Here is a 12,871-nt window from a genome sequence, read left to right as displayed (position 1 = left end):
AGGCAAATACATATGGCAAGTACCACAGCAACTAAACCTATACCAAAAAATCAAGAGATGACCCTCAAAATAATGATTATTATTGGCATATGCCACTTAATGAATGATTCTCTTCAGGCCGTGGTACCGGCCATGTTTCCCATCCTAGAAAAATCCATGTCTTTAACTTATACACAGTTGGGCATGATTGCCTTCTGCCTGAACATCATCTCATCACTTCTACAGCCAGCTGTCGGATTTTATACCGATAAAAAGCCACTGCCTTATGCTTTGCCAGTTGGATTAACCAGCACATTAATCGGAGTCATCATCCTGGCTCTTGCACCAAACTATATAACTATACTCGGTGCTGTCGTTTTAATGGGCTTTGGATCAGCCATTTTCCACCCAGAAGGATCCAGAGTCGCCTATATGGCTGGAGGTCCCAAGCGTGGATTGGCCCAGTCAATTTATCAAGTGGGTGGAAACAGTGGGCAGGCACTAGCTCCGCTCATCACGGCCATCATTCTTGTCCCGTTCGGGCAGAAGGGCGCTCTCTGGTTTGCTTTCGTTGCCTTTGCCGCGGTCATGCTATTACTGTACATAGCCAAGTGGTATTCCCAAAGGCTCGTGCATTTTCAGCCAAAAACTCTGGCGGCTAAAGTCGTTAATAAAGAGCGTTCCAATAAAGTGGCCAAAGCCTTGGTCTTAATATTATTCATTATCTTCGCCCGCTCCTGGTATGTATCCTGCATGACAAATTTTTATAGTTTTTATTTAATCGAACAGCACTCATTCACAATAAAAGCGGCACAGATCTTCCTTTTTGCCTTTTTAGCCGCTGGGGCAGTCGGGACATTTTTCGGTGGCCCGCTCGCCGACCGCTTTGGGCGGAAAAACGTGATACTTTTTTCCTTTGCTGCAAGTACGCCGATAACCGGTCTTCTGCCATTCGTACCACCGATTGCAGCTTTCATTCTATTACTGATTGCCGGATTCATCATCATGAGCAGTTTTTCCGTTACCGTCATATATGCACAGGAATTAGTTCCCGGTAAAGTGGGGACAATGGCTGGTCTAACTGTAGGACTCGCTTTTGGCATGGGGGCGATTGGATCCGTTTCATTGGGGGCGATTGCAGATATTATCGGGATTGCAGCCATGATTAAAATCGTAGGATTTTTGCCCTTGCTAGGGATCCTCAGTGTCTTCCTACCAAGTGATTTCATGTTAAAACAATGGTATCCCGAAAAATAGGTTTCACACTGTAACCAATTTGGATAATCAAAAATACAATACATTATTGTTTTACCCAGAGAAGAAGAAAAAAGAACAACCATGCAAAGGAGAAATTTATGAGTGGAGTTTTATTAGGCAGTATCCTCTCTGCTATGTCTACAGGGGCCGGTGCGCTACCGATTCTTTTCATTAAAGGGTCCATGACCCATCGATTCAGGGATACACTTTTAGCATTTACAGCTGGAATCATGATGGCTGCTTCCTTGCTAAGCCTCATTCCAGAATCATTGGCAACCGGGGGGTATATCCAACTTATCATCGGGGTTTTCCTCGGAGTCTTAACTTTAACGATGATGGAAAAAAATATTCCACACATTGATCTCGGCCATACGAAAAGTGGTATTCAATTTGATGAGAAAGCTTTGCTCATCATCACGGCCATCACATTGCACAATATTCCTGAAGGTCTCTCCGTTGGGGTCAGTTATGCCTCAAATGCGCCTGATACAGGGAATTTGATAGCTTTTGCAATAGGTCTCCAAAATGCTCCCGAAGGCTTGCTCGTCGCATTGTTTCTAATCAATCAAAAAATTGGGAGATTCACGGCTTTCATAATTGCCACCTTAACTGGCGCCATAGAAATCGTCACGGGTCTATTAGGATATTACTTAACCTCTTATATTGAATTCTTGGTCCCTTATGGTCTTGCATTTGCCGCTGGGGCTATGCTATTCATCGTCTACAAAGAATTGATTCCCGAAAGTCACGGGGATGGGAATGAGCGCACCTCCACCTATTCCTTCATAGTCGGACTCTTATTTATGGTCATCTTATTGGAAATTCTATGATAATTGAACATGACAAAGGCTGGCTCCTTATGTGAGTCAGACTTTTTCCTTTTTAAACAGCCGCAGATGATAATTTATCAAGCTGACTGTTAAGAATATATCTCCTGACATAAAACAAATCTTTGACAGGCACTCCTATGAAACTGACTCCATACCGATATGCATCTTCCATTTCCCGCTCATTTTGTATCCTGATGGTAAAATGATTCCTGGCATGATCAATCATAAAGGTGATGGTATGCAACTCTGCTTTCATTAGTTTGTTTTCACACGAAAATCCTAGGCCCTTGATGCTCAAATCAATCAACTGAACCCTTTCACTTTTTTGGGGGGACTGGATTTTTCCTTGAGCAACATACGATACCCTTGCAGCCCGTCTTCTTTCACTATCCTGAAGGGTATCGTACCATGGAACAAATAAGTATAGATTATTCTCTTGTTTTTTTATGATATTCGTTTCGAATGTTTGGGATTTATGCAGGCAGATAACGGCATCACCGGAATTAAATCGATCAGGATCCATAACAATGACATTCATCAGTTCCCCTTCGATAAAAAATAATGCCGCCTGGCTAATCTCCCCTCGTTTTACTAGTTGAATATATTCCATTCTTGACCTCTATTTCTTCATAGTCACTGCTATCCAAAGATAAATTCACGATCCATTTTCTTATATATTTTATTAAAGGAAGTAATCATTGTAGAAAGGTTCCTGTAAGATGACGACCAAGTCTTTTGTTTCCACTCTCATTTCAATAGGCGTATGATGTTGCAGAATCAAATATTCATTAATCAGTTTATCAAGCTCCTCACTGATCCGAATGGTATGATTATGACTCATTCCGTGTATTTGCGCAAAATCCATCATTTCCCACCGTTTTATTCGTATTTCGTTACAAATTTCCATTGCATTCCGACAATTCATACCTATATTCACTACTCCTGCCCTTTTTAGAGTTTGATTATATTTAAGAATTATTACAAAATATACCTTATATGTAAATAGGTTCGCAAAAAAAGACAAAACTTCTTATATTGCGATAAAATTCAAAGCAACAGAAGACAGAAAATGACGGGAACCCTTATGACCTTTTCAAACAAAAAAAAACCCTTCAATTTATGAAAGATTTCAAGTACCCAACCTTGTGAAAAGAACCAGTTACCCAATTGGCATCATCCTCTAAGCTTCACTTTTAATGGGCAAATAGATATGAAAAACTGTCCCTTTATCGACTTCGCTTTCCACTTCGATATATCCATTATGTTCTTCTATGATTTTATAGCTGACCATCAATCCGAGGCCGGTCCCTCTTTCCTTTGTCGTATAAAATGGCTCACCTAACTTTTTTAACTTTTCTTTGGATATCCCGTTTCCTTGGTCAATAATCGAGATGCGAACGTGGCTATTTGATACTTGGCTCGATTGGATACGAATTGTGCCGCCATCCGGCATGACTTCCAGTGCATTTTTAATAATATTGATAAATACTTGTTTTAACTGATTTGCTTCACAGAATATGTTGCATGCAATTCCCTCAAAATCTGTCTCAAAGCGGACATTATTAAGTAAAGCTTGTGCCGCTAAAAGCTCCAGTGTCTCTTTCAGGATGATGTGCAAGTCTTGTTCCAAATATTGAAGGGCCTGCGGTTTAGCCAAAACCAGGAACTCTGTAATAATCGTCTCGATGCGCTGTATTTCTGAAGTGATTATGTGAAAATAAGTAGAGAAATCCTCTTTGACCAAATCTTCAAGCAGTTGGATGAAACCTTTTAAAGCTGTCATGGGGTTTCTAATTTCATGGGCGATTCCGGCGGCAAGTTCACCAACAACATGTAAGGTATCCGATTTCCTGATTTGTTCTTGCATTTCAAGCCTTTCACTTACATTGCGAAAAATGGTTAAATTCAGGTTTGAATACAGATTGCCTCTTGTTAAAAATTCAATATGCTTAATCCTTCCATCTTGGAATTTTAGTGGAATGATGGAAGAATACACTCCTTTTTTATATACCGCTTCCACATGTGCATTCAAATCAATTGCATTTTCCGGTACTTTTCCGATGAATTCCTTTACGGTTAGAGAAAGGAGTTTTTCCTTAGAGATTTCCAGTATTGCCTTGCCTGATTCATTAAAGTCCGTAAATCCATCCTTGTTCCATAAGATCAACCCATCAAGTGACCCCTCAAAAATTTCCCTGAATTTCTCTTCACTTTTCCTTAATTCTTTTTCTATTTCCCAGCGTTCGGTTACATTACGAAAGATGGTTACATTATACCCATCGCCCTCATGTTTCTTTGCCGTTAATTCAAGTAATTTGATTTGATTGTTTGGCATCTTATAAAAAATATCATCCCTGACTTGGCCGTCTCTTTCAAAAGTAGCAAGCATTCTTTTAAAATAACGATTTTCCTTATAGATGAATTTCCATATGTCACTGCCAATCATTTCTTCCTTAGTGGATTCAAATATTTTACAGGCTGATTGATTGACTCGAAAAATAACACCGGCCTCATTCCAAAAAACGATTCCTTCCATCGATTGATCAAATAACTCGGCAAAAATCCTTTCGCTCGACTCTAATTTCTTTTCAATAATATTCGATTCAGTGATCTTCGAAAACGTCGTTATGAATAATTCATTTCCGACTGGTGTACGGGTTGAAAAAGTAAAACGACAAAGCTTCCCATGTAGGGTTACCTCCAATTCACCCATAGAATTCAATGTTGTAAAAATTTCACTAACCCCTTCGTCTAGCTGTGACTTATCATCATGTGTCACCAAATCTGATAGTCTTTTCCCAATAAGATCTCTTTTATTGATTTTCAAACCATTCATGAATGCGGAGTTTGCCTCTAATATAAGTCCTTTACGACTTAAAAGGAGAATACCCTCTCTTGCTGTATCGAAATTATCCAAAACCATTTGCGGTGGCATCAAATTCCCGACCTGATCGATTTCAGACACATCCTCCAAACGAAAAATCCTCTTCCCACCTGAAAGTGTCCCAACCTGTATAAACTCAAACTCCCTCATGTTTCCATTATGGAGTTGTACCGCTTTCCTTTCCTTAAGAGGCTTTTTATGCCTGCTTAATCCCTCCACATCCACTGCAAGTAAGGTACTTGCTTGAAGAAAATCACTAAGCTTCAGTTTAGCCAGTTGTTCTCTGGGCTGATCGAACAACAAGCATGCCGCCTCATTCGCATAGGTGAATCTCAGGTTTTCATCGATCATTATATGGGGCTCTATAATGGAATTAAAGATTTCTTTATATTCTTCGATGTGTTTATTCAACCTGATGATTTCCTCATTACAGGCAGCCTCGTACTCTACATTCATATTCAAACCCCTTTCCTAACCTACTTCCATTCATTTCTTTCGACACCTATCTCTTTCGACATTCGCCCCAAATTCCCTCGCTATTCCAAAAAAAACAGTAGAATAGAATTAGTCATGCGTGTAAAATTTATATTGCCATTCCTTTAATTCATTTTTGAATTAAGGGAAATTTAAGCTCTTTCCATGATAATGGATTTCAATCTCTATTTTTAGGGTATAGAGATACAATGATTTCTTCTCCTAAAAATAAATATTTGGAGGCAACTATGAAACAACGTGATTTTTTCTTTGACAATGCTAAGTTCATTCTCATGGGCTTTGTCGTTTTTGGACACTTGTTGAACACCTATATAAACGATAGTGAAACGATTTATGCACTTTACAAAACCATTTATTCCTTCCATATGCCCGCCTTCATCCTTGTTTCCGGTTTTTTTGCAAAAGGATTTTATCAAAAAGGGTATTTAGCGAAAATCACCATGAAAATGATCGTACCTTATATCATTTTCCAAATCATTTACACGGTGTACTATTATTTTCTATATGATCGTTCTTCCTTCAATGTAGACATGCTCACCCCCCATTGGTCTTTGTGGTTCTTGATCAGTTTATTTTGCTGGAATATCATGCTTCTCGGTTTCTCTAAGCTGAAGCCGCTTGTCGGTATAGGTTTATCGTTCCTAATTGCCTTGCTAATTGGATATGTGGACTTCATTTCCAATTTCCTAAGCTTATCGAGAACGTTTGTATTTTTCCCCATGTTTTTAATTGGGTATCATTTAAACAAAGATCATTTAAAAAGACTATTTACACCTAAAGTCCATATAGCATCACTCTCTATCATCCTTGTTGTTTTCATCGGTTTTTATTTAAAAGCAGATATCAATTATAAATGGTTGCTTGGCTCTAAGCCCTATTCCGAGCTAGAGGAAGCGTCCATCATATCCATGTTTAAACGTCTTGGTTTTTACGGATTAAGTGTCATTACAGTGTTTAGCTTTTTATCCTTTATCCCAAGACAACAATATTTCTTTACCAACTGGGGTAAGCAAACCCTGTATGTGTACTTGCTTCACGGCTTCTTCATTCGTTTTTTCCGTGAAAGCACCCTTCAGGAATACTTTAGTAACACCGAAAGCTTCATCATGCTAGCCGGGCTTTCCTTCTTGATTACAGTTATGCTTTCAAGCGAAATCATAGGTTCCATGGCACAGCCCATTATCGAATTGAAAATATCCAGGACCAAACAGTTCGCTCGTAAAGTTAAAGAATATATAAAGCCTAGTAAAGAACATAAACAATCTACTACCAGGTTTTAGAACAAAAAGGGCAGCCATAGGGTTGTCCTTTTAATTTCTTCTATTTAACATTTTATACTGTAAGTGGTTTTCCAAAACCAAGAGACTATGGTACAATTATTCGTTAGTGCTTGTTGGCTTTTAGATAACATGTACACGAAAGGAGATAGGCGCTTTCATTGCGCCATTTTTTATGAATATAATTATTAGTACTCTTAATGCAAAATACATCCATACATCTCTATCCATACGATACCTGAAGGCTTATGCCCAACCGGAATACGATGCACAGCTTGCGGAATACACCATCAAAGATCCGATTATGAACATCGTCGGCGACCTCTATTCCAAAAAGCCGGATGTAATCGGATTCAGTTGTTATATATGGAATATCGAAGAAACCATGAAAGTCGTGGCGATGCTTAAAAAGATCAATCCTGAACTGGTTATCATCCTCGGTGGTCCTGAAGTGACCTACGATGTTCATGATTGGCTAGATCAAATTCCAGGTGCTGATTTTATTGTCATTGGCGAGGGGGAAGTAACCTTCAAGGACCTGCTTTCCGAAATTGAAGGGGAACACAACTATAAGAAAGTTAGTGGAATTGCTTATCGGCAAGATGGTAAAAAGGTGATTCAGCCCCAGAATGGCAAGGTGGACCTGAAATCCCTTCCCTCACCATACCGTTTAGAGGAAGATCGTAATGAGATATCCAAACGGGTGACGTATATCGAGACAAGCCGTGGCTGTCCGTTCAGCTGTCAGTTCTGCCTATCATCGATTGAAGTGGGTGTGCGCTATTTTGACCGCGAAAAAATTAAAGAAGACATCAGGTATTTGATGGATAATGGGGCAAGAACGATTAAGTTTGTCGATCGTACCTTTAACATTAGCCGGAGCTATGCGATGGAGATGTTCAGGTTTTTAATTGATGAGCATCAACCTGGAGTCGTTTTTCAGTTCGAAATCACGGCTGACATCATGCGCCCGGAAGTCATTCAATTCTTGAACGATCATGCGCCTGCCGGATTGTTCCGTTTTGAAATCGGTGTACAGTCTACGAATGATCATACAAATGATCTCGTGATGAGAAGACAGAATTTCGAAAAGTTGACCCGAACTGTCACGATGGTAAAAGACGGACAGAAAATAGATCAGCATCTCGATTTAATTGCTGGCCTGCCTGAAGAAGATTATTTTTCATTCAGAAAGACCTTCAATGATGTTTTTGCACTACGCCCCGAAGAGATGCAACTCGGATTCTTAAAAATGTTGCGTGGCACTGGGCTGCGCATTAGAGCGGATGAACACGATTATATTTACAGTGATCATGCCCCTTACGAAATCCTGGGAAACAATGTTTTAACCTTTGATGATATTGTCCGCATTAAACAAGTCGAAGATGTCCTTGAAAAATACTGGAACGATCATCGAATGAACCATACAACCGAGTTTCTTGTAGAAACGGTATTTACCTCCCCATTCGACTTCTTCCAGGAATTCGGCACCTATTGGGATGAGCAGGGCTGGTCACGCATTGGGCATCAGCTAGAAGATTTATTCAAGCGATTAGAGCTATTTTTGATTAAAAGGGAAACCAATCAATTGAATAATGTCATCGGTCTCATGAAATTGGATTACTTTAAGAATCAAAAATATAAGCCACGTAAACCTTGGTGGGAAGCCTCTTTAGATAAACATGGCCGTTCTAAGATTTACGAAGAAATTCTTAAGCATCCCGAGCACCTAGGAACCGATTTCAGGGATTTACAACTGAACGAAAAGGAAATATATAAGCATACCTTGATTGAAGAACTTCCGTTTGATTTAGAAACCTACTTAACGGATGGGACCATAATTGAACAACCTTCCATCATGCTTGCCTATTTTGATCCAAGTGGTAAAGGTTCTCGCATCTTTTCACTATCTAAGGCTGAAAGCACAATACAATAAGAATAAGGACGGACCCCTGTTTGTGGGGTCCGTCCTTATTTACTTTTTGTTATTTTTCGCGGCCAGTATTTCATAGATCTCGGTTGCATTCATATCTTCACTAAATTCCATACCGAATTCCGTTCGTACGTACTGGGCCTTATCTTTTTTCTCTGGTTGTTTACGTGTTTGTTTATTCATTTAACTTCTTCCTTTTCTGCCTTGTTTAGAGTTACGGTTTGCACCCTTCATGACATTTTCATCGGCTGCAAATTCATTTGAAAATTCATCTATTCCTTGATTCTTCTTCGGCGTTTTACTGGCTTTTACAGCCCCATCAACATTGGCTTTCCTTTTCATTTTCATTCCACCTCTATAAAAAAAGTTAACATTATAGAATGGGGTAATTCCGTTCAAAATTATTCACGGATAATATATCGTCATTCGCGTACATTAAGACTAAAAACGGAGGAGGATATAATGAAGAAAAAACTCGATAACCCAATTTTATCAGATACTCAGCCACATCAAATCAATGCACCTAGCTTCAAGAACACTGGAATAAAACCAGAAGCACCATTTGTGAATGAGTATGGAGTGGTCATCGGGGACAGTAAGTACGCCTCAGACAATTCACCGCTTGAAAATTGGAGTGAGGATACAGACCCGGAAATCATGGCTGGTGATGAATGGGTCCACCCGACAAATGATATTGGCTGGAACTCGACTGAAAATCGGGAACTATTAGAAGCCAAACGAGATCCTCAAGCCCCTTTTTTCCATCCCGATAAAGATGTCAGCTCCGAAACGGATTAAGCTCTCGCAAATTTAAGGGTATCCTGAAACTTCCAGGACACCCTCTTTCCTTATTTAATCTGCAAAATCAATTTCCCTTTCGTTTGACGCGCGTTCATTTCTTCATGAACCGCCGCTGCCTGTTCGATTGGATAAATACCTCCGATTGTCATCTTTAGTTTACCTGAGGCTACATAAGAGAAAAGCTCTTCGATACTCGGTACAAGCAAATCCGGCCTTTTCATGATCTGGGGTAGGAAAAAACCTATGACGGATTGATTACGGCGCATTAAATTCTGAGGATTCATCGTATATAGCTCACGACTAGCATTGCCAAAAACGACTATGCGACCAAAAGGAGCCAGACATTTCAGGGTCTTATTGAAAATGTCCCCTCCTGCCATTTCAAGGGCAACATCCACGCCCTTACCGTCTGTCGCCTCTCTCACTTCGAGCTCCCATCCCTCTTTCGTATAATCAATGAGTACGTCCGCCCCCATCTCTTTTGCGAGTTCCAATTTTTCTTCGGTGCTAGCTGTGGCAATTACTTTCCCTGCCCCGAAAATCTTTGCAAGCTGGACAGCAAGCGTCCCAACGCCCCCGGCTGCTGCATGGATAAGTACCGCTTCCCCAGCCTGCAGGCGTCCCATCGTCTTTAAGATGTGATACGCACTTAGCCCTTGAAGGGGTAAAGCAACCGCATCATGGAAAGAGATTTCAGCCGGTAATGGAATGGCGGAGAATTCATTGGACAAGGCATATTCGGAATAGCCGCCTGATTCAATCAAACTCACAACCCTAGTTCCAGCCTTGATCTTGGTTACTTTTTCGCCTACTTCCACCACAACCCCTGCCACTTCTGCACCTGGAATAAACGGGAGCGGCGTTGGTACGACATATTGCCCTTCTCGCCGGGCTGTATCGGCATAGTTGACCCCGACACAGTCAATTTCAATCAACACTTCATATCCGGTAGGCGTGGGTTTTTCCTTTTCTGTCAACTTTAGAACTTCAGGTCCACCGTAGGCTTCAAATTGTATGGCTTTCATCTTCTTCCCCCTCTTTTAGTTCCCCGTATATTTCGGCTTTCGTTTCTCTTTGAATGCAGTAACCCCTTCTATATGATCTTCAGTTGTCCCCATTAGGGTTTGGGTAATCCGTTCCTGTTCAAGTATTTCCTCAAGTGAAGCCGTAAACGAATGACTCACAAGTTTTTTCATCATTCCATAGGCTTTTGTTGGCCCATGTGCCAGCTTGTCGGCTATCTTTAACACTTCTTCTTCAAGTTGATTCAATGGAAATACATGATTGATAACGCCTAACTGATGTAAACGTTCGGCCGAAATCGGTTCGGCCGAGAAAAAGAGTTGTTTGGCAAGATGCGGTCCCACTAATTTGGGTAAAAAGTATGAACCACCTCCATCCGAAATTAACCCTACCTTTGAAAAACTCATAGCAAATTGGCTATCCTCTGCAGCCACGATTAAATCGCAAGCAAGTGCCAAATTAAAACCAGCCCCTGCAGCAAATCCATGTACCGCGGCAATAATGGGAACCTCGCAGGAATCCATCGCCAATATACAATCATTCAGTTTACCGACATGGTCATACATTTGTACGGCAGTGGCCTGGCCCATCGATTTGACATCCCCTCCGGCGGAAAATGACCGTCCGGCTCCCCTGATTACGATGGCTCTTATTTGAGAATTCTGCCGAACATCAACAATCGTATTGGTTAAGTCCGCTATCATATCCGGACTAAAGGCATTCAAACTTTCAGGCCGGTTCAAAGTCACCAGCAATACATGATTGGAAACCTCCGTTAATAAATGTTCTCTTAACATGTCTTCATCCCCCTTTATTTGATTAACCATCCACCATCCACTAAAATATCGGTGCCTGTCATGTATGAGGCTTCAGGTGAAGCGACAAATGCGATGACGTTACTGATTTCCTCTGCCTTCCCTACTCTTTCGAGGACCGTGTTTCTTTGTATCGACTTCAGGAATTTCTCATTCTGCAAGCCATCCTCCGTTAATGGAGTTTCAATGAATCCCGGTGATACCGAATTAACCCGGATTCCGTATGGAGCCAGTTCAAGTGCCAATGACTTCGTCAGACTAAGTACACCAGCTTTAGCAGAACTGTAATGCGGGATATGGGCCCCTGCTTGATGGGCGGATAGTGAGGCCGTGTTGACGATGGCCCGATTGCCGGCAGAGTCAAGTTCATGGCTTGCCGCTTCTTTCATCACCTTCCCTAAATATTTTGAGACAAGAAAGACACTTTTCAAATTGACATCTTGGATCATATCCCAGACTTCTGTGGAGGTATCTAAAAGTTTGGAGGACCTCGATCCTCCCGCGTTGTTTATCAAAATATGAAGATCCCGGTATTGTTCGGTAACATACATGGCCAGCTCTTTAACGTCTTCCTCATCCGTAACATCAGCAGGAAAAATGTCAGCCAGCGGGATAGTATGGCGGGCATTGATCTCAGCCGCCACTTCTTTCAGCTTCCTTTTCGTCCTTCCTACTAATAAAACCTGTGCACCCTCATCCGTTAACCTTAATGCTGTCGCTTTCCCAATACCCGAACCTGCACCTGTTATTACAGCAATGGATTGTGAGAATCTCATTGTTTCACACCTTTCCTTCTTACCTTATCGACCCTTTATCTCTGCTGCCTATTCTTCACAGTTTGTATTTTTCCATTTATCAACTCCGGAACAAGGGTTATCGACCCTTTTTGAGTTGCCAACCTCAAATCGCCATTTAAATCATGATCTTCAAACAGCTGACCAACATGCGAAGTTTGGAGGATTTCAAAGGCACTGTTGATATTCGTGCTATAAAAGGCACATGCTGCTTTCGCTGCATCATTTAACAGGAACGCATCTTGTGTCCCATTGACCAAACAATGAATCAAATGGCCGGCCCCATAAAAATCTTCCATACTGAATTCACCCGAATTGCCCGAACACACAATAACAATGGTTTCCGTTTGGTGAACGTTTTTGATTTTTTCTGCAACGGATGGATTATTCAGTAAAGAGGCAATATACACCTTTTTGGCCGAACTTGATTTTTGTAGGGCCACTGTGCCATTAGTTGTCGATAAGACAAGCGTTTTACCCTGAACTAGCTTATTCAACAGCGTCGGACTCGGATAGATGAAGCCCTCAATAGGTTGGGCCCTCATTTCCCCGGCAAGGAGGCATTCCCCTTGAGTCATATCTTTGCTTTTCAATTCGGCATCGGCAGGGCTCAGGACAGGGATTACCTGCTCCGCTCCATTATGAAGAGCAGACACGATGGTCGTGGTTGCTAATAGCACATCTAGTACGATGGCGACTTTCTCCCCATCTAGAAGCTTGTCCCTGTTGATTTCTTCTTTTTTCAATAGCAAGTGTATATGCTGCATCGTCTGTTTCATCTAA

Annotated in this window: 14 protein-coding genes; 5 read left to right on the top strand and 9 right to left on the bottom strand. The window is 41.1% G+C overall.

Annotated elements, in window-relative coordinates:
* The first annotated feature begins 6 nt into the window (after positions 1-6).
* A complete protein-coding gene (locus ACIQXU_RS06570) occupies positions 7-1,236 on the top strand; it encodes an MFS transporter (RefSeq protein WP_402956491.1) in 1,230 nt (409 codons plus the stop codon).
* 98 nt (positions 1,237-1,334) lie between these two features.
* Positions 1,335-2,066 carry a ZIP family metal transporter gene (locus ACIQXU_RS06565; protein WP_402867963.1) on the top strand — a complete coding sequence of 244 codons (732 nt, stop codon included), beginning with the start codon at positions 1,335-1,337 and terminating at the stop codon, positions 2,064-2,066.
* Between the two features lie 52 nt (positions 2,067-2,118).
* On the opposite strand, the gene ACIQXU_RS06560 is transcribed toward ACIQXU_RS06565, so the two are convergent.
* The 3 genes from ACIQXU_RS06560 to ACIQXU_RS06550 form a co-directional block, all read right to left on the bottom strand.
* Positions 2,119-2,676, bottom strand: a complete 558-nt coding sequence (locus tag ACIQXU_RS06560; protein WP_402956090.1) for a PilZ domain-containing protein — start codon at positions 2,674-2,676, stop codon at positions 2,119-2,121.
* A gap of 72 nt (positions 2,677-2,748) precedes the next feature.
* On the bottom strand, positions 2,749-2,973 hold the full coding sequence (locus tag ACIQXU_RS06555) for an aspartyl-phosphate phosphatase Spo0E family protein (RefSeq protein ID WP_402867960.1): 225 nt from the start codon (positions 2,971-2,973) through the stop codon (positions 2,749-2,751).
* Positions 2,974-3,246: 273 nt separating this feature from the next.
* On the bottom strand, positions 3,247-5,406 hold the full coding sequence (locus tag ACIQXU_RS06550) for a PAS domain-containing protein (protein ID WP_402987685.1): 2,160 nt from the start codon (positions 5,404-5,406) through the stop codon (positions 3,247-3,249).
* 266 nt (positions 5,407-5,672) lie between these two features.
* Between ACIQXU_RS06550 and ACIQXU_RS06545 the strand changes: the two genes are divergently transcribed.
* Both ACIQXU_RS06545 and ACIQXU_RS06540 read left to right on the top strand, forming a co-directional pair.
* Positions 5,673-6,725 (top strand): acyltransferase family protein, encoded by a 1,053-nt coding sequence (locus ACIQXU_RS06545; RefSeq protein WP_402867956.1) that lies wholly within the window; start codon positions 5,673-5,675, stop codon positions 6,723-6,725.
* A gap of 172 nt (positions 6,726-6,897) precedes the next feature.
* On the top strand, positions 6,898-8,658 hold the full coding sequence (locus ACIQXU_RS06540) for a B12-binding domain-containing radical SAM protein (protein ID WP_402987682.1): 1,761 nt from the start codon (positions 6,898-6,900) through the stop codon (positions 8,656-8,658).
* Between the two features lie 39 nt (positions 8,659-8,697).
* On the opposite strand, the gene ACIQXU_RS06535 is transcribed toward ACIQXU_RS06540, so the two are convergent.
* Both ACIQXU_RS06535 and ACIQXU_RS06530 read right to left on the bottom strand, forming a co-directional pair.
* The gene (locus tag ACIQXU_RS06535; protein WP_402867952.1) at positions 8,698-8,838 is read right to left on the bottom strand and encodes a hypothetical protein; all 141 of its coding nucleotides are present in this window, start codon (positions 8,836-8,838) and stop codon (positions 8,698-8,700) included.
* Positions 8,839-8,997: a hypothetical protein gene (locus tag ACIQXU_RS06530; protein ID WP_402867950.1), complete on the bottom strand. Its 159-nt coding sequence runs from the start codon at positions 8,995-8,997 to the stop codon at positions 8,839-8,841.
* A 120-nt stretch (positions 8,998-9,117) separates the two neighbouring features.
* Between ACIQXU_RS06530 and ACIQXU_RS06525 the strand changes: the two genes are divergently transcribed.
* Positions 9,118-9,453 (top strand): DUF3905 domain-containing protein, encoded by a 336-nt coding sequence (locus tag ACIQXU_RS06525; RefSeq protein ID WP_402867948.1) that lies wholly within the window; start codon positions 9,118-9,120, stop codon positions 9,451-9,453.
* 50 nt (positions 9,454-9,503) lie between these two features.
* Here ACIQXU_RS06525 and ACIQXU_RS06520 read toward each other — a convergent pair whose 3' ends face one another.
* From ACIQXU_RS06520 to ACIQXU_RS06505, 4 genes are read right to left on the bottom strand one after another with little or no spacing between them, the layout of a single operon-like run.
* Entirely contained in the window at positions 9,504-10,481 is a 978-nt protein-coding gene (locus ACIQXU_RS06520) for a quinone oxidoreductase family protein (protein ID WP_402987680.1), read from the bottom strand.
* A 15-nt stretch (positions 10,482-10,496) separates the two neighbouring features.
* Positions 10,497-11,276, bottom strand: a complete 780-nt coding sequence (locus ACIQXU_RS06515) for an enoyl-CoA hydratase/isomerase family protein (RefSeq protein ID WP_402867944.1) — start codon at positions 11,274-11,276, stop codon at positions 10,497-10,499.
* Positions 11,277-11,290: 14 nt separating this feature from the next.
* Positions 11,291-12,070: an SDR family NAD(P)-dependent oxidoreductase gene (locus ACIQXU_RS06510; protein WP_402867943.1), complete on the bottom strand. Its 780-nt coding sequence runs from the start codon at positions 12,068-12,070 to the stop codon at positions 11,291-11,293.
* A 35-nt stretch (positions 12,071-12,105) separates the two neighbouring features.
* Positions 12,106-12,867 carry a 2-phosphosulfolactate phosphatase gene (locus tag ACIQXU_RS06505; RefSeq protein ID WP_402867942.1) on the bottom strand — a complete coding sequence of 254 codons (762 nt, stop codon included), beginning with the start codon at positions 12,865-12,867 and terminating at the stop codon, positions 12,106-12,108.
* Positions 12,868-12,871: the final 4 nt, after the last annotated feature.

Source organism: Peribacillus sp. NPDC097284, from assembly GCF_044761765.1.
Classification (GTDB): Bacteria; Bacillota; Bacilli; order Bacillales; family DSM-1321; genus Peribacillus.
Note: the sequence above shows the minus strand (reverse complement) of the source record. Positions and strands in the feature narration are given on the sequence as shown.